The 20794-nt window shown below is 69.2% G+C and carries 20 protein-coding genes; 8 read left to right on the top strand and 12 right to left on the bottom strand.

The window, feature by feature from the left end; translation table 11 throughout:
* Positions 1-36: 36 nt before the first annotated feature.
* The 3 genes from R8F63_09965 to R8F63_09975 form a co-directional block, all read right to left on the bottom strand.
* Positions 37-1212, bottom strand: coding sequence for a patatin-like phospholipase family protein (locus R8F63_09965; GenBank protein MDW3218925.1), 1176 nt, complete (start codon positions 1210-1212; stop codon positions 37-39).
* A gap of 1 nt (position 1213) precedes the next feature.
* Entirely contained in the window at positions 1214-1687 is a 474-nt protein-coding gene (gene ribH / locus R8F63_09970; GenBank protein ID MDW3218926.1) for a 6,7-dimethyl-8-ribityllumazine synthase, read from the bottom strand.
* A 99-nt stretch (positions 1688-1786) separates the two neighbouring features.
* The gene (locus R8F63_09975; GenBank protein ID MDW3218927.1) at positions 1787-2701 is read right to left on the bottom strand and encodes a Dyp-type peroxidase; all 915 of its coding nucleotides are present in this window, start codon (positions 2699-2701) and stop codon (positions 1787-1789) included.
* A 160-nt stretch (positions 2702-2861) separates the two neighbouring features.
* Between R8F63_09975 and R8F63_09980 the strand changes: the two genes are divergently transcribed.
* Together R8F63_09980 and R8F63_09985 are read left to right on the top strand one after the other, a co-directional pair.
* Positions 2862-3779: a transposase gene (locus tag R8F63_09980; GenBank protein ID MDW3218928.1), complete on the top strand. Its 918-nt coding sequence runs from the start codon at positions 2862-2864 to the stop codon at positions 3777-3779.
* 63 nt (positions 3780-3842) lie between these two features.
* Positions 3843-4610, top strand: a complete 768-nt coding sequence (locus R8F63_09985) for an SDR family oxidoreductase (protein ID MDW3218929.1) — start codon at positions 3843-3845, stop codon at positions 4608-4610.
* On the opposite strand, the gene R8F63_09990 is transcribed toward R8F63_09985, so the two are convergent.
* From R8F63_09990 to R8F63_10000, 3 genes are read right to left on the bottom strand one after another with little or no spacing between them, the layout of a single operon-like run.
* On the bottom strand, positions 4607-5647 hold the full coding sequence (locus R8F63_09990) for a DUF2332 domain-containing protein (protein MDW3218930.1): 1041 nt from the start codon (positions 5645-5647) through the stop codon (positions 4607-4609). The two genes, R8F63_09985 and R8F63_09990, sit on opposite strands and share 4 nt — an antisense overlap.
* 2 nt (positions 5648-5649) lie before the next feature.
* Positions 5650-6957 carry a D-arabinono-1,4-lactone oxidase gene (locus tag R8F63_09995; GenBank protein MDW3218931.1) on the bottom strand — a complete coding sequence of 436 codons (1308 nt, stop codon included), beginning with the start codon at positions 6955-6957 and terminating at the stop codon, positions 5650-5652.
* Positions 6954-7961: an alanine racemase gene (locus R8F63_10000; protein ID MDW3218932.1), complete on the bottom strand. Its 1008-nt coding sequence runs from the start codon at positions 7959-7961 to the stop codon at positions 6954-6956. Before R8F63_10000 ends, R8F63_09995 begins: the two co-directional genes overlap by 4 nt.
* Before the next feature lie 46 nt (positions 7962-8007).
* Here R8F63_10000 and R8F63_10005 point away from each other — a divergent pair, with 46 nt between their 5' ends.
* Positions 8008-8898 carry an SDR family oxidoreductase gene (locus R8F63_10005; GenBank protein MDW3218933.1) on the top strand — a complete coding sequence of 297 codons (891 nt, stop codon included), beginning with the start codon at positions 8008-8010 and terminating at the stop codon, positions 8896-8898.
* A gap of 15 nt (positions 8899-8913) precedes the next feature.
* On the opposite strand, the gene katG is transcribed toward R8F63_10005, so the two are convergent.
* Positions 8914-11064 (bottom strand): catalase/peroxidase HPI, encoded by a 2151-nt coding sequence (gene katG / locus R8F63_10010; protein ID MDW3218934.1) that lies wholly within the window; start codon positions 11062-11064, stop codon positions 8914-8916.
* A 109-nt stretch (positions 11065-11173) separates the two neighbouring features.
* On the opposite strand from katG, the gene R8F63_10015 reads away from it, so the two are divergent.
* Positions 11174-12082 (top strand): LysR substrate-binding domain-containing protein, encoded by a 909-nt coding sequence (locus R8F63_10015; protein ID MDW3218935.1) that lies wholly within the window; start codon positions 11174-11176, stop codon positions 12080-12082.
* A gap of 5 nt (positions 12083-12087) precedes the next feature.
* Here R8F63_10015 and R8F63_10020 read toward each other — a convergent pair whose 3' ends face one another.
* The 3 genes from R8F63_10020 to R8F63_10030 are packed head-to-tail and all read right to left on the bottom strand — an operon-like array spanning position 12088 to position 15202.
* Positions 12088-12828 carry an endonuclease/exonuclease/phosphatase family protein gene (locus tag R8F63_10020; protein ID MDW3218936.1) on the bottom strand — a complete coding sequence of 247 codons (741 nt, stop codon included), beginning with the start codon at positions 12826-12828 and terminating at the stop codon, positions 12088-12090.
* Positions 12829-12830: 2 nt separating this feature from the next.
* A complete protein-coding gene (locus R8F63_10025) occupies positions 12831-14777 on the bottom strand; it encodes a methylmalonyl-CoA mutase family protein (protein ID MDW3218937.1) in 1947 nt (648 codons plus the stop codon).
* Between the two features lie 2 nt (positions 14778-14779).
* Positions 14780-15202: a VOC family protein gene (locus tag R8F63_10030; GenBank protein MDW3218938.1), complete on the bottom strand. Its 423-nt coding sequence runs from the start codon at positions 15200-15202 to the stop codon at positions 14780-14782.
* Positions 15203-15239: 37 nt separating this feature from the next.
* Between R8F63_10030 and R8F63_10035 the strand changes: the two genes are divergently transcribed.
* On the top strand, positions 15240-16454 hold the full coding sequence (locus R8F63_10035; GenBank protein MDW3218939.1) for a serine hydrolase domain-containing protein: 1215 nt from the start codon (positions 15240-15242) through the stop codon (positions 16452-16454).
* Positions 16455-16463: 9 nt separating this feature from the next.
* Here the strand turns inward: R8F63_10035 and R8F63_10040 are convergent, their stop codons facing one another.
* Entirely contained in the window at positions 16464-17459 is a 996-nt protein-coding gene (locus tag R8F63_10040) for an LLM class flavin-dependent oxidoreductase (GenBank protein MDW3218940.1), read from the bottom strand.
* Positions 17460-17507: 48 nt separating this feature from the next.
* On the bottom strand, positions 17508-17972 hold the full coding sequence (locus R8F63_10045; GenBank protein MDW3218941.1) for a nitroreductase/quinone reductase family protein: 465 nt from the start codon (positions 17970-17972) through the stop codon (positions 17508-17510).
* 126 nt (positions 17973-18098) lie between these two features.
* On the opposite strand from R8F63_10045, the gene R8F63_10050 reads away from it, so the two are divergent.
* From R8F63_10050 to R8F63_10060, 3 genes are all read left to right on the top strand, one after another.
* A complete protein-coding gene (locus R8F63_10050; protein MDW3218942.1) occupies positions 18099-18647 on the top strand; it encodes a DUF4956 domain-containing protein in 549 nt (182 codons plus the stop codon).
* Positions 18644-19390 (top strand): polyphosphate polymerase domain-containing protein, encoded by a 747-nt coding sequence (locus R8F63_10055; protein ID MDW3218943.1) that lies wholly within the window; start codon positions 18644-18646, stop codon positions 19388-19390. Before R8F63_10050 ends, R8F63_10055 begins: the two co-directional genes overlap by 4 nt.
* Before the next feature lie 85 nt (positions 19391-19475).
* Positions 19476-20759, top strand: coding sequence for an acyl-CoA dehydrogenase family protein (locus R8F63_10060; protein ID MDW3218944.1), 1284 nt, complete (start codon positions 19476-19478; stop codon positions 20757-20759).
* Positions 20760-20794: the final 35 nt, after the last annotated feature.

Here is a 20794-nt window from a genome sequence, read left to right on the forward strand (position 1 = left end):
CGGCCATACTCGGCCCGGCTGGCCGAGCTCGACCTGTCACGAGTCTCCGTCGCCGGCTCGACGGCCCGGCGTGCGACGGCGATCACGCCGACCGCCCAACCGATCCGCAGGATCGACACTGCTCCCCCGCTCGATGACGAGCTCGGTCAACTGCGACGCCCGGAAATGCTTCACCGGCGCGTCCGCATGCGTCAGGACCACCCGCTGCTCGACGACCACACCGTGTTCGCCCCCGAGTCCGAAGTGATCGACGACGGCGTTCGCACCGGCGATCAGCGCGTCGACCAGCACCGGCCGTTCGCGCTCGAGGCGGGTGGGCAACCGGACGGACTCCGGCACGTGGACGATGTCGAAGCGGGGCTGACCGCGACCGGACTTCCAATCGACGGGCGTGGACCGTCCCTCGCTCACGGCCCGCAGGTTCCACGCTTCGCGCGACGACCGCACCGGCAGGGTGGCGACGAGATCGCCGACATGGTCGTTGTGGACGCGCCGGACCACGGGAACGACCGACACCCGTTCGATGAAGCTCAGCGAGTCGAGCTCGTGGTCCGGGGTCACGGGCTTCGACGGGAGCGCGAGCACGTGGGTCGCGCCCAGCATCGCGGCCGTGCGCCACGGGATCTGCTCGTGGAGACCGCCGTCGACGTAGTACTCCCCGTCGACCTGCTTGGCCGGGCCCGCGAGCACCGGCAGCGAGGCGGACGCCTTGAGGATGGCGTTCACGTGGTCGGCGCTGCCGGTGACGGGGAAGTAGCGACGGGAATTGCCGGGGTCGACCGGCGCGACCGTGGCGTAGAGCTCGATCGGGTTCGTCACGAGCATGGTGACGTCGAGCCCCCGGTCGACCGCCGCCTGCTCGACGAGATAGTCGAGGTCGAGCGCGGCCGCCCGCTTGAGGAGCCGGGACCGATCGAGGAAGGGCTCCTCGTGGAGATCGGTGTAGAACAACACGCTGCCTTCCACGGCGCGGCCGTCGACGAAGAAGGCACCGGCGAGCGCGCCGGCGGACGTGCCGACCACGAGGTCGATCGTGCCGGTCATGCCGAGTTGCTCGAGCGCGACGAGCATCCCGGCGCTGACCACGCCGCGCATCCCGCCCCCCTCGATGGCGAGGGCGAGCCGATACGGGTCGTCGCGCTCGCCCGGCTTCGTGCCGGCCGCGAGGCGCTGGTGGATCACCTCCGCAGCGGACGGCAGCCCATCGGCCACGTCAGCTCCAGTCGCGAGCGAGCAACGCCATCTCGACGGCGACCTGGGCGGCCTCCGCGCCGACATTGTGGCCGTCGCCGGCTTCGCTTCGAGCCTCGGCCTGGGCGACGTTCTCGGTGGCGAGGACCCCGAAGCCGATGGGCACGCCGGTCTGGATCTGCACGTCCTGGAGGCCCCGGGCACACTCCTCGGACACGATCTCGTAATGGGTGGTCTCACCCCGGATGACGGCACCGATCGCGACGATCGCATCGACCCGACCGGAGGCGGCGATCGTCCGGCACGCGAACGGGAGCTCGAACGCCCCCGGCACCTCCACGGTGGTCACGTCGTCCACGCCGAGGGCCGCGAGCGTGCGGGACACGCCGTCGGCGAGGCGATCGATGATCTCGGGATTCCAGCGCGTCCGCACGAGCACGACCTGCAGGCCCGAGCCGTCGATGTCGAGGGCTGCGGTCACGTCCTTGGTCGCCATGGCCGCGACGGTACCGCCCGGTGGGGACCGAGACGCGATCCCACCGAAAACGCGAAACGGCGGCCCCGAAGGGCCGCCGTCTCACGGATTCAGCTCGGTTCAGCCGAGGGCGGCGGAGAGCGCTTCGACCGACGGGGCGAAGTAGTACGAACCCGACGCCGGGGTCGAATAGTCGGTGATGAAGTCGGTCTCGTGGCCGTTGTGGCCGTACATCGCCTCCATGCGCTCACGCATGGGAGCCTGCGTCTTGCAGAAGCCCATGAAGTACAGGCCGACGGTGCCGTCGTGGAACGCGTAGGGCGTGGAGCGACGAACCATCTCGCCCCGCTTCGGCGTGGACTCGTCGGCGGTGGCACCTTCGCGGAGCTCCACGTGGGACAGGTGCGAACGGGGAACCTGCGTCTCGAGCTTGGTGGAGTCCGCCTTGGTGCGACCGAAGGTGTTCTCCTCCTCCTCGAGGCTCAGCGTGGCCCAGTAGTCCATGTCGTGGACCCAGCGCTGGGCGATGCAGTAGGAGCCACCTTCGCCGGGCTGGCCGTCGTCGATGATGCCGCGGTCCTTCTGGTCCTCGGGCTCCGGGTTGCCGGTGCCGTCGATGTGGCCGGTGAGATCGAGGCTGTTCTTGTAGATGAAGCAGGGGGTCTCACGGGCGACGGACATGTGGCCGGCGAGGGCACGGCGCATCGTGTGCTGGACCTCCCAGATGAGGTCCTTGTCCGCGTGGTGCAGCCAGAGAAGCAGCTCCTCCTGGGTGCCCTTGGCGACCTTGGCGCCGTCGGGGGACTCGTAGCCCGGGTAGGCCTCGAAGTCGCCGTCGGTCTCGATGCCGAGATCGGCGGCGAGGGTCGGCCCGAAGAGCAGGCACAGGTTGACGCCCTGCGCCGCGGCGTCCGCCTGGCCGGCCTTGAGCGCTTCCTTGATGACGCCGAGATCAGCGCCCTCCGTGCGGCTCATGTGGACGTACCACTGGTACTTCTGGAGATCCCCGAGGATCGCGGGCTGCGACGTTGCCATTGAAAGTGTTTCCTCTGTCGGTGTTCGCGGTTCAGCCCGGACCATAGACGAACGATCGAACGGTTGGCACAGTCCCACCGAGGAATTTCGCAAGTTGAGACGCCGGGGTCAGAGTCCCGTCCCACCTTTGCTGTCACACGCCGTTCGTAGCGTGCGGGTCATGCCCAGAACATCTCGTACACGTCAGCCCGGCGAGTGGCATCACGTCGTCAACCGGGGCGCTCGGCGGCTTCCGATCTTCGGAGACGACGACGACCACGAGTTCTTCCTGAACCTGCTGGCGAAAGCAGTCCGGCGATCCGGAATCGAGGTCCACGCCTACGCGCTCATGCCCAACCACTACCACCTGCTCGTCCGGGCCGAGGTCGGCACGCTGGCCGTCGCCATGCAAGTGCTCGGCGGCGAGTACACGCGTCGGTTCAACGTTAAGTACGGACTCGATGGCGCACTCTTTCGCGGCCGCTACCGCTCCGTCGCCGTGGAATCGGAACAACACCTCGCGTCAACGGTGCGATACATCCATCGCAACGCGCCACGAAGCGATCCACCGCGTCTCTCCGACTTCCGTTGGACCAGCCATCTCGCACACTCGCGACTCGCCCGCGCGCCGCAATGGCTCGCCCAGTCCCTCGTTGAGCAGCTCTTCGCAGGCGACACGACGCGGCTTCGTCGGTTCGTCGAGGGGCCGAGCATCGCCGACGATCCCCCGTCGGCGACTGCGCTCGAGGGCGCCTCCGATCCTCGGGTCCTCGATGCAGCAGATGTCGAGCAAGCCCTGGGCGTGGAATCCGAGCCAGAACGGCGCCTCCTGCAGCAAGGCGGCCGCGGCCTGCGCAATCGGCAACGGACGGCGTGCGTTCTGCTGTGCCAGGAGTTCACCGACCTCACGACGGCCGCACTCGCCGAGCGGTACGGGTATGGGTCGGCGAGCAGTGTTCGCACGGCTGCCCAGCGGGGGCGTGCACTTGCAGAGTCGGACCTCTCGTTCGCGACGACCCTCGACGCAGCCCGCCGGCGACTGAGCCCTGCCAGACCGGTGAAGGTGGGACGGGGCTCTGACCCCGGCGTCTCAACTTGAGAGTGGACAGGTGTCTGACCCCATGTCCAGACTCGTCGGATGGTGCTCTCTGAACTGTTTTCGATGGGTGGGCGGACGTGTTTGGTCACGGGCGGGTCGAAGGGGCTGGGCCGGCACATGGCCGAGGCGTTCCTCGAGGCCGGCGCCGATCGGGTCTACATCACGGCCCGCAACGCCGATGTCGTGGACGCGACCGCAGCGGAGCTGACCGACGCCCACGACGGTGAGTGCATCCCACTCGCCGGCGACCTGTCGACGATGGCCGACGTCGAGGCGCTCGCCGCCACGATGGTCGAGCGCGAGAGTCACCTCGACGTGCTCGTCAACAACGCGGGCCGCGGCTGGATGGCGCCGCTCGGCGACTTCCCCGAGCGGGGCTGGGACAAGGTCATGGACCTGAACGTCAAGTCGCCGTTCTTCCTCACGCAGGCGCTGCTTCCGCTGCTCACCCAGCGGGCCACCCCCGAGCAGACGAGCAGCATCATCAACATCGGCTCGATCGCGGGCCTCACCGCCAACCCCGTCGACACCTACAGCTACGACGTGTCGAAGGCGGGCATCCACCAGATGACGCGCAACCTCGCGTTCACCCTGTCCCAGCAGAACGTGCGGGTGAACGCGATCGCACCCGGCCGCTTCCACTCGGACATGACCGAGTTCGCCAAGGCCGACCCGGCGTCCTACGAGGCGGAGCTGCAGATGATCCCGATGCACCGATGGGGAGACGCCGACGACATCAAGGGCGTCGCCCTCATGCTCGCCAGCCGGGCCGGCGCGTTCATCACCGGACAGATCATCCCGATCGACGGCGGCACCACCCTCGTCGCCTAGACGGCGAGGTCGACCCAGGTCCCGTGGGGATGGGTCCAGCCGAGGAACCGTCGCTCCACGGGCCGAGCCGCGCCACCGGTCACGAGCGTCATCGCGCTCGTCTCGCCTGCACCATCCGGTGGCGCCGGTGTGTCGACGTCCGGCACGACGCCCGCCATCTCCATCGCCAGCCACGCGGTCGGCCGGTCGGCGCCGACGATTGCCGCCTCGAAGTCGCGCCGGAGGTCGGCATCGAAGTAGTAGACGACCCACGTCGTGAGGACGACGGCGAGCAGGTCGTCCGGCGCGTCCGCCAGCGCGGACTCGAGCCCGGCGAGGGCATCCGCCTGCACCAACGGCGGCGGGTCCTTTCGCAGCTCGTCGATCGCGGCGCGCAGGCGGGCGAGTCGATCCGGATGATCCGGCCACACGAGCGCCTCCAACCAGCGGGCCTGATCGGGATCGGTCGCGTCGATGGGGTTGCGGTCGACGCCGCGCCGCCACCCGATGTCCGCCGCGGTGGTCTCCACAGGTCCGCCGCGGTTCTCGGCGTGGAGGTGGAGGCCTGCGTCAGCCGGTCCGAGGACGGCGTCCCCGATGGTGATCCGGTAGCGGTCGAGGAGGAGGTTGAGCCCGGCGCTGCATCCCAGGTCGATCAGCGCCAGCGGCGATCCGGTCGCGGCGCCGATCCGGTTCACCAGCGGCGCGATCGCGGCCGTGCGGTTGACCTCGTTGGTCTGCACGACACGCGTCGCGAGCAGTTCGGCCACGGCCTCGGCGTGGCCGAGCAGCAGGTCACAGAACGCCGGGCCCGGGTCACCGTCGAAGTCCGGCTCGTACGCAGCGGCCAGCGGATGGTCGACACCGGACAGCAGGAGGTAGTGCGCTGCAGCCTGCAGGTTGTTGGGCGAGTGCGTCTCCGGCGGCGCGGCGGCCAGCAGCGCCATCACCTCCGCGTCGTCCGCCGCCGCTCGCGTCATTGCGTCGTAGCGCGGCGCGTACGGGGCCAACGAGATGTCCGCGAAGGCCCGGAAGAAGTCGGCGAGCGCCTCGCTCACGGTCAGCCGCCGATCGGGCCGAGCACCCGATCGGTGTAGGCGTTGGCGAACCGGCCTTCCGGGTCGAGCTCGGCGCGCACCGCCTGGAACAGATCCCACTCCGGATAGCGCGGCGCCAGCGTCGTGTGGTCCTGGAAGTGGAGCTTGCCCCAGTGGGGACGACCGTCGTAGTCGTTCATGATCTGTTCGACGCCCTGGAAATAGGTCTCGTAGGAGCCACCCTTGTGGACGTGGACGGCGATCCACGCGCTGTCGCGACCGCTGGCGGTCGAGAGCGGGATGTCGTCCCCGGCGGACACCCGCACCTCGACCGGGAAGAAGATCGGCTCGGCGAGCCCGAGCACGAACTCGCGTAGTCGGCCGAGCGCCTCCGGCAATGCCTCGCGGGGAATGCCGTACTCCATTTCGTAGAACCGCACCCAGCGCGGGCTCGCGAAGATCTTGTAGCTCTTGTCGACAAGATCTCTGGCCTGCACCCCACCACCGACGAGCTTCCCGATTCTCGGTGCGGCCGACGGGAAGCGAGCGCCGACCTTGCACACGAGCCCGAATGCGATGTTCTCCGCGAGGATCTTGTTGCGGAAGTAGGTCGACCGCGACTCGGGTTGCCGCGGCTCCTCGGTGCGGTTGTTTCGCTTGACCTGGCAGCGCCGCGCCCCCGGCATCCAGAAGAACTCGAAGTGGTCGTTGGCCGTCGCATCGTCGGCGAATGTGCCGAGCAGGTCGTCCAGCGACTCGATCGTCTCCTCGGCCCGCAGGTCGAACGCCGGCACGCACTGGAGCGTGACCCGGGTGACGATCCCCAGCGCCCCCACACCGACGCGGGCGACCCGGAGCAGATCGGGTCGTTCGTTCTCGTCGCACCAGATGCGCTGGCCCTGTCCGTCGACGATCTCCATGCCCACGATCGTCGTCGCGAGGTTGCCGAGCTCCGCGCCGGTGCCGTGAGTGGCCGTCGCGGTCGCACCGGCGATGGACTGGTAGGCGATGTCGCCCAGGTTCGGCATCGCGAGACCGGCGCCGTCGAGCACTTCGTTCAGCTCGTGGAGACGCATGCCCGCGCCGACGGTGACCCGCCCGGTCTCCGTGTCGATCGACTCGACCTCGTTGAGCTTGTCGAGCGAGAGCAGCACGCCGTCGGTCATCGCGGCAGCGGTGAACGAGTGGCCGGCCCCGACCGCCTTGACCCGCTGCCCGTTCTCGGCGGCACGGGCCACGATCGCCGCGAGTTCGTCGGCCGAGCCCGGCGTGAGCATCTCCGTCGGCAGGCAGACCTGGTTCCCGGCCCAGTTTCGGTACGACGCGCTCACCAGTGCCTCAGATCCACGGCCCAACGATCCACGACCGCGTCGCCGTCGACCACCCACATCGCCTCGTGCCGGGCGACGGTCGGATCGAGATGGGCCGGTTGGAGGCGCACCCGATCACCGACGGCGAGCGCGCCGTCGGGATTCAGCAGCGTCGCGTGTTCGTCGGAGCAGAACAGGAGGTCGCCGTCCGGCCACACCGGATTGCCGTGGTCCATGCCGAAGGCCTTGAGCCCGGCGTCCACCACCGCCCAGCCGTCACGGTTCACCGAGATGACGGTGGCAAGCACCGTTATGGCGATCTCGAACGGCGAGTCGAGCTTGGCGTAGTCGGTGTCGAGCAGACAGTACGAGCCCGCCTGGATCTCGGTCGCCCAGGTGTTCACCGCGTACGTCCCGGTGCCACCGGCGGACACGACGTCGCCGCCCACCGCCTCGGCGGCACGGAGCAGATGCGCCATCGACTCCTCGACGGCTGCGGGCTTGTCCTCGGCCGCGGCCATCATCAGATGCCCCTCGTAGCCCATCACCCCGCGGACCTCGAGCCCCGCGGCGCGAGCGTCATCGGCGATCCGGCCCGCGTCGTCCGGCGAACAGCCGCAACGGGGCATCCCGACGTTCACGTCGACGAGCGCCTCTCGGACACCGCCGGCGACCGCGGCGGCGATCGTCTCCGCCGAGTCGATCGCGACGGTGACGCGATGACCGTCGTCGACCAGGGCGCCGAGGCGGCGGGCGTCGAGCGTCTGATTGGCGAGCAGGAGGTCGGTGCCGAGCCCGGCCCCCGCCATCCCCTCCATCTCGCGCACGGTCGCCGCGCAGAAGCCGCTGTGGCCGGCCGCGGCCAGCTCCTTCGCGAGCGCCGTCGACTTGAACGCCTTCACGTGGGGACGGAGCTCGAGGCCCGGCCGGGCGGCCGACATCGCGGCGACGTTGGTGTCGAAGATCGAGCGCTCGACCAGGAGGCTCGGCGTCGGCAGCTCGGCGAGGGTGGCGGGTTCGGACATCGTGGGAGCTTAGGTCCTCCCCGGGCGGTGATCGTATGCTCGGCCGATGCGCGATTTCTCCGACAAGTTGGCCGTCATCACCGGTGGAGCGTCCGGTATGGGGCGCCAGATCGCCCGCCAACTCGCAGCCGAGGGTTGCGACGTGGCGATCTGTGATCTCTCCGACGACGACATGGCCGACACGCTCGCCGAGATCCGCGAGGAGACGACGGGCGTGCGCATCACCAGCCACCACTGTGACGTCGGCGACGAGGAGGCGATCCTGCGCTTCCGGGACGAGGTGGTCGAACAGCACAACACCGACCACGTCCACCTCGTGTTCAACAACGCGGGCATCAGCGGCGGCGGATCACTCTTCGACGGAAGCCGAGAGAGCTGGGATCGCTGCTTCAACGTCTGCTGGGGCGGCGTCTACTGGGGCACCCGGGCGTTCCTGCCCCTCCTGACGGCGGCGCAGGAAAGCCACCTGATCAACACGTCGAGCGTCAACGGCTTCTGGGCGAGCCTCGGCCCCGACCGTCCCCACACCGCCTACTCCGCCGCGAAGTTCGCCGTGAAGGGATTCACCGAGGCACTCATCACGGACCTCCGGCTCAACGCGCCCCACGTCGGCGTGTCGCTGGTGATGCCCGGCCACATCGGCACCGGCATCGTGCGCAGCTCGATCCGTCACGGCGACAACCCGGAGGTGACCGACGACATCAAGTGGATGATGGACGAGGCCGCCGATCAGTTCGAGGCGAACGCGCCGATGACCGCCGCCGAAGCGGCGACGGTCATCCTCGACGGCGTTCGTGAGAACCGCTGGCGGATCCTCGTCGGCGAGGACGCCCACGCCCTCGATCAGATGGTGCGAGCCCATCCCGAGGACGTGTACGACGGGTCCGGGCTGAGCGACATGATCGCTTCGCTGAGCGGTGCCCTCGACCAGGACTGAGCCGCCGCCCGGCGATCAGGCGAGATCGAACCGATCGGCGTCCATGACCTTGACCCACGCCCGCACGAAGTCACGCACGAACTTCTCGCCCGCGTCATCGGCGGCGTAGACGTCCGCGATGGCTCGCAGGATCGAGTTCGAGCCGAAGACGAGGTCGTTGCGGGTGCCGGTCCACTTCGCCTCACCGGTCGAACGGTCCTTGCCCTCGAAGACGCCCTCGGCGGAAGCCGACGCGGTCCACTCGGTGTCGTAGTCCAGCAGGTTGACGAAGAAGTCGTTGCTGAGGGTTCCCACCCGGTCGGTGAGCACGCCATGGCCATCGGTGGTGACGCCGAGGACTCGCAGGCCGGCGACGAGAACCGCCATCTCCGGAGCGGCGAGCCCGAGCAGCTGGGCCTTGTCGACGAGGAGGTGCTCTGCGACCGCCTCGTTGCCCTTGCCGACATGGTTGCGGAAGCCGTCCCAACGGGGCTCGAGCCAGGAGAAGTTCTCCTCGTCCGTCTGCTCCTGCGTGGCGTCACCACGACCGGTGCTCACGCCGACGCCGACATCGACACCACCGGCGGCAGCCGCGGTCTCGATCGCCGCGGCACCGCCGAGCACGATGAGGTCGGCCATCGACACGTCGAACCCGACCGTGCCCTGCACGCCTTCGAGCGCGGACAGGACCCGGCGCAGCTCGGCGGGGTTGTTGGCCTCCCAGTCGATCATCGGTGACAGACGGATGTGGCCACCGTTGGCACCCCCGCGCTTGTCGGAATCGCGATACGTCGAAGCGGATGCCCAGGCGACGCTCACGAGGTCGGACACGCTCAGGCCGGTGTCCAGGATCGCGGCCTTCACGGCGGCGACCTGATCATCGCTGAGTTCGGTGCCGGCGGGGATCGGATCCTGCCAGATGTAGTCCTCGCTCGGGGCCTCCGGTCCGATGTAGCGGACCTTCGGACCCATGTCGCGGTGGGTGAGCTTGAACCAGGCGTCGGCGAACGCCTTGTCGAGCAGCGACCGGTCGTTGCGGAAGCGGGTGCTGATCTCGTTGTAGATCGGGTCCATCTTCATCGACATGTCGGCCGTGCTCATGACCGGCGCGTGGGTGAGCGCCGGATCGTGGGCGTCGGGCACGGTGCCGGCCAGAGCCGGGGCCACCCACTGCTTGTGACCGGAGGGGCTCTCGGTGAGCTCCCACTCGTTGTCCATGAGGGTCTCGAGGTAGTTGTTGTCCCACGTCGTCGGCGTGGAGTTCCACGCCCCCTCGAAGCCCGACGAGGTCGTGTGCACGCCGAGGCCCGACTCGAAGCCATTCTTCCAGCCGATGAGCTGTTGCTCCATCGGCGCCCCTTCGGGTTCGGACTCGACGAGTTCCTCGGGGCCGGCGCCGTGCATCTTGCCGAACGCATGCCCACCGACCACGAGGGCGACGGTCTCCTCGTCGTTCATCGCCATACGGCGGAAGGTCTCGCGCACGTCACGACCGGACGCCACCGGGTCGGGGTTCGCGTTGGGGCCCTCGGGGTTGACGTAGATGAGACCCATCTGCACCGCACCGAGCGGCTCCTGGAGCTGGCGGTCGCCGCTGTAACGCTCGTCGTCGAGCCACACGTTCTCGGGACCCCAGTAGATGTCCTCCTCGGGCGCCCAGACGTCCTCGCGGCCACCGGCGAACCCGGCGGTTTCGAACCCCATCGACTCGAGCGCGACGTTGCCGGCGAGGATGAGCAAATCCGCCCAGGAGATCTTGCGGCCGTACTTGCGCTTGATCGGTTCGAGCAGCAGGCGGGCCTTGTCGAGGTTGACGTTGTCGGGCCAGCTGTTGAGAGGGGCGAACCGCTGGGTGCCGGACGCGCCACCGCCGCGTCCGTCGTGGGTGCGGTAGGTACCGGCGGAATGCCACGCCATGCGGATGAAGAGCGGGCCGTAGTGGCCGTAGTCCGCCGGCCACCAGTCCTTCGAGTCCGTCATGAGGGCGTGGAGGTCGGCCTTCAGCGCGTCGTAGTCGAGCGTGGCGAACGCCGCGGCGTAGTCGAAGTCGTCGTCCGTCGGGTCGGCTGCGGGCGAGCCCTGGTGGAGGATGTTCAGGTTGAGTTGGTCCGGCCACCAGTGTTGGTTCGCTTGGCTACCACGAGCCGAGTGGTCGTGATGCAGTACGGGGCACTTCTCGTCGGACATGGTGATGCTCCTGGTCGCTTCCGGCATGGCGTTGGCCTGGACTGCATCCTCCCCGACCCGATCGAGAAGTTCCAGGACATATATCCTGTGGTTTCATTAGGGTGTAACTATGAATCCTCCCCACCGCCGACCGACCATTCGGCAGCTCGAGTATCTCGTGGCCGTCGCCGACCACGGCCACATCGGACGCGCCGCGGAGGCGTGCCATGTCGCCCAGCCATCGCTCAGCGCCCAGCTCAAGGAACTCGAGCGGGCACTCGCCACATCGGTGACCGAGCGGATCGGCCGAGGCGTCCGCCTGACCACGGCCGGCGCGGAACTCGCGGCGCGGGCCCGGCAGATCCTCCAGGACACGGACGACCTCGTCGCGGCCGCCGGGTGGGCGGCAACAACGCTGCGGGGTCGACTGCGCGTCGCCGCGATCCCCACCGTGGCGCCGTACCTGCTCCCCCGGTTCGTGCCCCTTCTGCGCGACCGGCATCCCGACGTGGAGACGCACCTACGCGAGATGCAGACGCCGCTGCTCGTCCCCGCGCTGGCCCGCGGCGAGGTCGACCTCGGCCTGCTGGCGTTGCCGATCGAGGACCCGACCCTGGAGCACATCACCATCCTCGACGACCCGTTCGAGTTGGCGCTCGATCCTCAGCACCAGCTGGCCGGTATCGACGACGTTCCCGTCGACCAGCTGGCCGGCGAGGCGGTGCTCCTGCTCGAGGACGGGCACTGTCTGCGAGATCAGGCGTTGGAGATCTGCGGCCGGGTCGGAGCGGAGGAGGCCGGCGAGATCCAGGCAACCAGCCTGTCCACCCTCTGCCAGATGGTGGCGGCGGGCATGGGCGTCACCCTGCTTCCCCGGAGTGCACGCTCGGTCGAAGCCCGAGACGGCACGGGCATCGTCGTCAAGCCGTTCCGGGGCGACCCACCGACACGCCGGCTCGTCCTCGCGTGGCGGAGCCGATCACCGTCCGCCCCGCACTATCGCGCGCTCGGCGAGGCGCTGCGCGAGATCCTCGACTGAATCGCCTACCGCAGTTCGACCGTCACGGGATAGTGGTCGGACGCGTGGCCGGCCTCGGTGTGGATCGTCGCCGCGACGACCTCGAAGTTCGCGCTGACGAAGACATGATCGATCTGTTGCTGACCGGACGCCGCGCCGAAACCGTTCGCCGTCGGACCGACGCCATCCTCCAGCGCCGATCGCAGGCCCGCCGCACGCAACGCCGAGTGCCACGACTCGGTGAGCGGCCCGTTGAAGTCACCGAGCACGATCATCGGCCCGCCGAGTCGCGGCTCCAGCCAGCCGAGGAGCTGATCCACGCTCGCAGCCCGGCGCTCGCCCGACACCGGGTCGAGGTGCACGTTGGCGATCGTGAGCTCGGCGTCGTCTCCCACGAGGTCGTAGTCGGCGATCGTCGCGATCCGCGGATGGGCGGCGCCGGGCGGGCGTGAACCGGCGCGATCCGGATCGGGGCCGAACCAGCGGGTGACCTCGGTGCGGTTCGCGAGTGCGGACGAGCGGGTGAAGATCGGCGCCGCCTCGCCCCCGCCGCCGGCGTTGCGGCCGCGTCCGGCGACCTGCCACTCCGACGCCGTCAACGGATCGTCTCGAAGCCAGCGGATCTGCGACGGGTAGGCCTCCTGCAGCGCCACGACGTCGGCGTCGAGACCGGCGACGACGGCGCGGACCGCGCCTCGCCGACGCCACCACCACGACGCGCGGTCCATCGCCCGGACGTTGCGGATGTTGTACGTGGCCACGCGCACGGTCAGCTCCGATGGGCGAGTGCCAGCTCGGCCATCTCCCCGACGATGACGCCGAGGTCGTAGTCCGCTGGGGTGTATATCCGCGCGACCCCGAGCCCGTGCAGATCGGCGTGGTCGGCGTCCGGGATGATCCCGCCGACCACGACCGGCGCATCGACGGCGTGGGCGGCCAACGCGGCAATCGTGTCTCGCACGAGTGACAGATGGCTGCCGGAGAGGATCGACAGACCGATCAGGTCGACGTCCTCCTCCTGGGCGGCCTGGGCGATCTGCTCCGGCGTCGACCGGATGCCGACATAGATCACTTCCATGCCGGCGTCGCGGCCCGCGAGCGCGAGCTGCTCCGCGCCGTTGGAGTGCCCGTCGAGCCCGGGCTTCGCGATGAGCACCCGGGGCGGCACGGCCCCGTCGAGGCGGCGACGCGTTGCGGCGAGCGAGGAGGACGGGGGACGCGGCCCGGCCGCGGCGACCCCGGTGGGACCGCGGTACTCGCCGAACTCCTGGCGCAGGGTGTCGGCCCACTCCCCCGTCGTCCCTCCGACGTGGGCGAGGGCGATCGACGGCTCCATGATGTTGGTGCCGTCGGCCGCGGCCGCGGACAGTCGGGCCAGCGCCTCGTCGACGGCGGACTGATCGCGCGACGAGCGCCACTCGTCGAGTGCCGCGACGAGCCGACTCTCGACCTGGGGGTCGGCCTGGAGGATGCTCGCCGCGCCACCCAGCGGCGACGGCTCGGCCTCGGTGAACTCGTTGACGCCGACCACGGTGAGATCGCCCTGCTCGATCCGGGCGCGGCGTTCGGCATGGGACCGGACGAGCTGCGCCTTGAGCGACTCGACGTTCGCGAACGCGCCGCCCTGGTCGATGATCTCGTCGAGCGCCACGGTCGACGCCTCGACGAGCCCGGCCGTCTTCCCCTCGATCACATGCGACCCGGCGAAGATGTCGTCGTACTCGAGCAGGTCGGACTCGTGGGCGAGGATCTGCTGCATCCGCAGGGACCACTGCTGGTCCCACGGGCGGGGCAGGCCGAGCGCCTCGTTCCAGGCCGGAAGCTGGATCGACCGGGCCCGGGCGTCCTTCGAGAGCGTGACGCCGAGGATCTCGAGGCCGATGCGGTGCACATTGTTCTCCGGCTGCTCCGCGGTGAGGCCGAGCGAATTCACCTGTACGCCGTAGCGGAAGCGGCGGGCCTTCGGATCGGTGACGCCGTAGCGCTCGGCCGTGATCCGATCCCACATCTGCGTGAACGCCCGCATCTTGCAGGTCTCCTCGACGAAGCGGATGCCCGCGTTCGCGAAGAACGACACGGCCGCGACGACGTCGACGAACCGATCCTCGTCGACCTGGCCGGACGCGCGGACGGCATCGAGCACGTCGACCGCCGTGGCCAGCGCCATGGCGATCTCCTGCACCGGCGTCGCGCCGGCTTCCTGGAGGTGATACGAGCAGATGTTGATCGGGTTCCACTTCGGCACCTCGGCCGCGCAGAACGCCATCGTGTCGACGATCAGCCGCTTCGACGGCTCCGGCGGGAAGATGTAGGTCCCGCGGCTGAGATACTCCTTGACGATGTCGTTCTGTGTCGTCCCCCGAAGGGCCGCGCGAGCGACGCCCTGGGTCTCGGCGTGGGCGACGTAGAGCGCCAGCAACCATGCGGCGGGCGCGTTGATCGTCATCGACGTGTTCATCGAGTCGACCGGGATGTCTTCGAGCAACGTCGCCATGTCACCGAGGTGGGTGACCGGCACGCCGACCTTGCCGACCTCGCCGCGGGCCAGCACGTGGTCCGGGTCGTAGCCGGTCTGGGTGGGCAGGTCGAAGGCGATCGACAGCCCCGTCTGGCCCTTCGCCAGGTTCGTTCGGTACAGCTCGTTGCTCGCCGCCGCGGAGGAATGGCCCGAGTAGGTCCGCATGATCCACGGCCGATCGGCCCCCGGTGCCGGCATGGTCAGCCGACCTGCTTCGGGTCGGGGACCCCGGGCCGGGTGCCCTCGGCGTGCTCCACGAACTCGACGAGGTAGCCGTCGAAGTCCTTGACGAACGCGACGGTGACCGGCCAGCGGTCCAGTTCCTGGGGTGCGGTGACGGACTCGCACCCGGCTGCGATCGCCCGGTCGTAGACGGCCCGGCAGTCCGACGTGTTGACGTAGATCTTCCACATCGCCGTGCCCATGTCGATCGGCCCGTCCTGATCCTTCTGCTGGGCGAGCTGGAGCCGTGATCCGCCGTGCGGACTCTGCAGCACCGCCTCGTACGCCGTCGGGATCTCGGTGCGGTGCTGCACCTCGAGCTCGCAGACGCCTTCCCAGAACGCGATCGCCCGGTCCATGTCCGCGACATTGATGCAGAACTGTCCGAGGATCTGGGTCATTCCGGGCAGGCTAGGACGCGCGAGTAGGGTGCGCGCCATGACGCCAGAGGAACTCGGGTTCGACTCCCGCCGGCTGCCGAGGATCGCCGATCTCACCCACCGCTATGTCGACGAGGGGAAGTGGCCGGGCGCCCTCGTAGCGGTGTGGCGCCACGGCGAAGAGGTGTACCGCGACGCCTACGGCATGGCCGACATGGAGCGGAGCACCCCGGTCGCGGACGACACCGTCTACCGGCTCTACTCGATGACGAAGCCGATCACGTCGATCGCGCTGCTCCAGCTCGTCGAGCGGGGCATCGTGCGCCTCGAGGATCCCGTCAGTGACTACATCCCCGGGTTCGCGGACACGGAGGTCTACGTCTCCGGCGACGCCGACGGCTACGAAACCCGGCCGCCCGATCGCCCGATGGAGGTCGTCGACATCCTGCGGCACACCGCCGGCCTCACGTACGGCTTCCTCGAAGCGGGGCCCGTCGATGCCATCTACCGGGCGAACGGGTTGGGAACGTTCGCTCGCGAGACCCGCCCCCTCACGGACGTGTGCGACGAGCTCGCGAGGCTGCCGCTCGTCTATTCGCCGGGCGATCACTGGGAGTACTCGATGGCGACCGACGTCTGCGGACGGGTGATCGAGGTCGCGTCCGGCACGCAACTGAGCACGTACATCGCCGAGCACGTCACGGGTCCGCTCGCCATGTCCGAGACCGCGTTCTGGGCCCGACCCCACCAGCACGACCGGCTCGCGGCGAACTACGCGGCCACGCCGGACCAGAAGCTGATGCTCATCGATGACCCGGCGACATCGCCGGCGCGGGAGGCGCCGGCGTTCGAAGGTGGCGGCGGCGGGATGGTCGGCACGCTCGACGACTACCTGCGGTTCTGCCAGGCGCTGCTCGACGGCGGCGAACTCGACGGCGAGCGGGTCATCGGCCGCAAGACCCTCCAGGTGGCGACGCGCAACCACCTCCCCGGCGGCCGCACGGTGGCCGACATGTGGCTCGCGCAGACCTTCGCCGAGGCGCAGATGTCCGGCATGGGATTCGGACTCGGCTTCTCCGTCATCCAGGACGTCCCCACCAACCGCATCATCGCGAGCGAGGGCGAGTTCGCCTGGGGCGGCGCGGCGAGCACCGGTTTCTGGGTCGATCCCGTCGAGGACCTGATCTGCGTGATCATGACCCAGCAGCTGCCGAGCAGCACCTACCCGATCCGGCGCCAGCTCCGCAACGTCGTCTACGGCTGTCTCACCTGAGCGGCGACGTCAGCCGAGCACGGCGGCGGCGAAGGCCCGCATCTCCCGTTCGAGGTCCGGGCCGGCCGGCGTGTAGAGGATCTCGGTCGACCCCGCCGCGGCGGCGGCCTCGACCCGGTCGCGGATGTCCGCCGCGTCGCCGACCCAGCCGCTCCAGGGGTCATCGGCCGTTCCCTTCGTGGCGAGCAGCGGTCGATCCCGATCGGTCACATGGGAGCAGTGCCCCTCGTGCACGGCGAGGTGCCGCTCGCCCTCCGGGCGGTCGGCATTGACCCGTTCGACCCACTCGGCGCCGCCCGGCAGCATCGCCGCGACCTCCTCACCGGCCATGTGCCACGCACCGTGCCAGCCGAGCACCTCCCACGGCCCGGCGGCGTCGACCACGCGGTCCGACGTCGGCGCCTCGCCCTCATCGAGCACCGTGCCGTTGATCATCTGGATGTGGCGACCGGCGCCGGGCGCGTCCGGCGGAGCGACGTGCATCACGCCGTCCGCGATCTCGGCCGCGATCGCCTGACCTTTCGGGCCGAGCGCCGAGAGGATGATCGGCACGTCGATGGGCCGGGCGACGGTCATCGCCGGATGGTGGTTCATCTGGCAGCGCTCGCCCGCGATGTCCACGACCTCCCCGGCGAGCAGGCCCCGGAGCTGACGGGTGTAGGTCTCGGTCGTCGCCCACGAGAGCGCCTTCTTGTTCAACACGAGCCGGGCCGTGAAACCGGTGCCGATCGCGACCTGGAGCCGCCCGGGCGCGAGCCGGGCGACGGTCGCGATCGCGGACGCCGTGGCCATCACATGACGCAGGTTCGGGACGAGGACCGCGGTCCCGAGCCCGATGGTGGAGGTGCGCTCGGCGATCAGGCCGAGATGGATCCAGATGTCCTCGTAGATCGCGGCGGAGTCGTAGAGCCACACGCGCTCGTAGCCGAGGTCCTCGGCGAGCACGGCGAGATCAGGGGCGCCCGGGCTCGGGGGGACGCCGATGGAGATCGAGGGAGTCGTCATGGCGCCATCGTCGCAAGCCGAGGCCGCGGGCACCAAACGGCGGCGCGATCAGGCCTTCGGGGTGAGCACGCCGACCGGGATCCGGCGCTCCGTGAGTTCCTGGTAGGAGTCGAAGTCCGGGTAGACGTCCACGGCGATCGCCCAGCATTCGTCGCGGTCCTCGCCGTCGACCTCGCGGAAATCGACGGCCCACCGGTCCGCCCCGACCTCGACGTGCGCTTCCCCCGCCGCCTGCAGATTGCGGTACCAGTTCGGGGTGGCAGGGTTGCCGCCGTTGCTCCCGATGACGATCAGATCGTCGTCGCGCCGAGCGAGCATGAGCATGACCGGGCGAGGCTCCCCGCTCGTCCGGCCGGCGACGTCGAGCAGGAAACACGGCATGCCCCGCAGCTCGTTTCCCTTCTCGCCCTTGCTGCTCCGGAACTGCTCGACCTGACGCCGCGTCGCCCAGCGGCCCAGGCCAGGGAGCCGCTTGCTCATGATGTTGACGATACGTCCGCTGAGCGTTGCCATCCGCCGAGCGTACGCTCCCGGGGAGTCGCTCGGCGGGGTCGCGTTCGGTTCCCGCGAGCGCGGTCCGCTACCGTTCAACCTCGCAAACGCCGCACCCGACGTTGCGGCGACGGCCCGAGGAGTTCTGTGCCCACCTACGTTCCGTTCGTTGCCGATGGCATCGCGATCGCCGTTCTGGTGTTCGCGATCTACTTCCCCCGGCACCGGCGGCGCGATCTCTCCCTGGCCTATCTCGCGCTCAATGCCGGTGTGCTCTCCGTCGCGCAGGCACTGTCGAGCGTGCAGGTGAACTTCGGACTCGGCCTCGGACTCTTCGGCGTTCTGTCGATCATCAGGCTCCGTTCGGCCGAGCTGGACCAGTCCGAGGTCGCCTACTACTTCACGGCGCTCTCACTCGGTCTGCTCGGCGGCCTCGAGATCGCCGACGACTGGCTCGCGCCGGCCCTCATGGCCACCCTGGTGCTCATCATGTACATCGCCGATCACCCGCGGATCTTCGCGGACTACCGACGCCAGGTGCTCACCTTCGACCAGGCGATCCCGAACGAAGAGGCGGTGATCAAGCGGGCCGAGGAGATCCTCGGCGCGACGATCCACTCCGTGAAGATCCGACGCACGGATCTCGTCAACGACACGACCGTCGCCGAGGTCCGCTACCACGTCCCGTTGACATGACGGTGCCGGCGGTCATCGGCGAGCTCGAGCCGGTGTCGCTCGACGAGCTGAACGACCGCGCCGCGCTCACCACGCGTCGCGACCGCAAGTATCTGGTCCCGACCGACCGCCTCCCCGCGCTCCTCGAGGCGGTGGCCGATCACCTCCGCGTGCTCGACATCGACGGGCGCCGCGCGTTCGCATACGACACCCACTACTTCGACTCACCGGAGCTGACCAGCTATCTGGACACGGCCCGCCGCCGCCCGTTCCGCTACAAGATCCGCACCCGCCACTATGTCGACGACGACCTCAGCTGGTTCGAGGTGAAGCAGCGGGGCCGTCGCGGCATCACCGTCAAACATCGATGGTCCGTCGACGACGGGCCGCACCGCTTCGGCGCCCGCGAGCTCGACATCGTCGCCGAGACCCTCGGGCCGGACGTCGCCGCTCGCCGCTTGGATCCGACGCTCGCGACCCGCTTCGAACGCACGACCCTGCTGGTCGGCGACGACGCCCGCATGACCGTGGACCTCGACGTGGCCTTCGCCACGCCCGGGGCGGGCGACCAACGCCGGCTGCGCCACGCGATCGTCGAGACGAAGACCCTCGGCCGGCCGTGCCGGGCCGACCGGGCCCTGTGGCGGCTCGGCGTGCGCCCCACCAAGGTGAGCAAGTACGGCACCGGCCTGGCATCGCTGCGCCCCGAGTTGCCGTCGAACCGCTGGGCCCGCCTCCTGCGCAGTGACGCGTGGGCCGCCTGATCCCGACGAGCGGCCCGGCGCAACTCGCCCGATCCGGTGACGGGCACTAGAACCTGGGTGCTGCATCGAACCCGAGGGGGCTGGCATGGCGTGGGACTTCTCCACCGAACCGGAATTCCAGGAGAAGCTCGACTGGGTCGAGGACTTCTGCAAGACGGAAATCGAGCCGCTCGACATGGTGTTCCCCTACGCCGTGCGCAACCCGGACCCGAAGATCAAGGCACTGGTCAAGGATCTCCAGGACCAGATCAAGGCGCAGGGTCTGTGGGCGCTGTTCCTCGATGAGGAACTGGGCGGTCCCGGCTTCGGTCAGCTCAAGCTGGGCCTGCTCAACGAGATCCTCGGTCGCTATGGCAGCGCGCCCCAGTTCTTCGGCTGCGCCGCCCCCGACACCGGCAACATGGAGATGCTCGCGGCCTACGGCACGGAAGAGCAGAAGGAGCGCTGGCTCACGCCGATGCTCAACCAGGAGATGTGGTCGGCGTACTCGATGACCGAACCCGCCGGCGGCTCCGATCCGAACCTCTTCACGACCCACGCCACACGCGACGGTGACGAGTGGGTCATCAACGGCGAGAAGTGGTTCACGAGCGCGGCGCGCGTCGCCGACATCTTGTTCGTGATGTGCACCAACGGCATGTTCGTGGTGCCCCGCAAGACCCCGGGCGTGGAGATCCAGCCCTACCCGCGCAACCACAACCACATCATCTACAACGAGGTCCGCGTTCCGGCCGATCACCTGCTCGGCCCGGAGGATGGCGCCAAGGTGCTCGCCCAGCGGCGGCTCGGCGGCGGGCGAATCCACCACGCCATGCGCACGATCTCGAACTGCAAGCTCGCCTTCGACATGATGTGCGAGCGGGCCCTCAGCCGTGAGTCCCACGGCAAGATCATCGGCGAGCACCAGATGGTCCAGGAGAAGATCGCCGAGAGCTACGCCCAGATCCGGATGCTGCGCCTGTTCGTGCTCGAGACCGCCTGGAAGATCGACAACTCCTCGACCCAGGAGACCCGCACCGACATCGCGGCGGTGAAGTTCACGATGGCGAAGACGCTGCGCGAGGTGTCGTTCAACGCCCTGCACATCCTCGGCTCGCTCGGCACGACGGGGTTGACCCCGCTGCAGGACATGTACGCCGGCGCACCCACGATGGGCATCGCCGACGGCGTCGACGAGGTCCACAAGGCCACCGTCGCCCGCAACGTGCTCAAGGGTTACACCCCGCACGAGGGCTACTGGCCGACGGAGTACCTGCCGGAGAAGCGCCGCAAGGCCCGCGAGAAGTTCCAGCCGATGCTCGACGCCGACCCCGACCTCAAGAAGATGGCCGACGGCTGGTCCGACTACATGGACCGCCGCATGCGCTGAGTTGAGACAAGGGGTTCGCGCGGTGCGCGCGATCA

The organism is Acidimicrobiales bacterium (assembly GCA_033344915.1).
Classification (GTDB): Bacteria; Actinomycetota; Acidimicrobiia; order Acidimicrobiales; family Aldehydirespiratoraceae; genus JAJRXC01.

Coding starts and splice junctions, on each gene's coding strand:
- ribH (MDW3218926.1), bottom strand. CDS start 1,687: ATGGCGACCAAGGACGTGACCGCAGCCCTCGACATCGACGGCTCGGGC.
- R8F63_09975 (MDW3218927.1), bottom strand. CDS start 2,701: ATGGCAACGTCGCAGCCCGCGATCCTCGGGGATCTCCAGAAGTACCAG.
- R8F63_09980 (MDW3218928.1), top strand. CDS start 2,862: ATGCCCAGAACATCTCGTACACGTCAGCCCGGCGAGTGGCATCACGTC.
- R8F63_09985 (MDW3218929.1), top strand. CDS start 3,843: ATGGGTGGGCGGACGTGTTTGGTCACGGGCGGGTCGAAGGGGCTGGGC.
- R8F63_10000 (MDW3218932.1), bottom strand. CDS start 7,961: ATGTCCGAACCCGCCACCCTCGCCGAGCTGCCGACGCCGAGCCTCCTG.
- R8F63_10005 (MDW3218933.1), top strand. CDS start 8,008: ATGCGCGATTTCTCCGACAAGTTGGCCGTCATCACCGGTGGAGCGTCC.
- katG (MDW3218934.1), bottom strand. CDS start 11,064: ATGTCCGACGAGAAGTGCCCCGTACTGCATCACGACCACTCGGCTCGT.
- R8F63_10015 (MDW3218935.1), top strand. CDS start 11,174: ATGAATCCTCCCCACCGCCGACCGACCATTCGGCAGCTCGAGTATCTC.
- R8F63_10025 (MDW3218937.1), bottom strand. CDS start 14,777: ATGCCGGCACCGGGGGCCGATCGGCCGTGGATCATGCGGACCTACTCG.
- R8F63_10030 (MDW3218938.1), bottom strand. CDS start 15,202: ATGACCCAGATCCTCGGACAGTTCTGCATCAATGTCGCGGACATGGAC.
- R8F63_10035 (MDW3218939.1), top strand. CDS start 15,240: ATGACGCCAGAGGAACTCGGGTTCGACTCCCGCCGGCTGCCGAGGATC.
- R8F63_10040 (MDW3218940.1), bottom strand. CDS start 17,459: ATGACGACTCCCTCGATCTCCATCGGCGTCCCCCCGAGCCCGGGCGCC.
- R8F63_10045 (MDW3218941.1), bottom strand. CDS start 17,972: ATGGCAACGCTCAGCGGACGTATCGTCAACATCATGAGCAAGCGGCTC.
- R8F63_10055 (MDW3218943.1), top strand. CDS start 18,644: ATGACGGTGCCGGCGGTCATCGGCGAGCTCGAGCCGGTGTCGCTCGAC.
- R8F63_10060 (MDW3218944.1), top strand. CDS start 19,476: ATGGCGTGGGACTTCTCCACCGAACCGGAATTCCAGGAGAAGCTCGAC.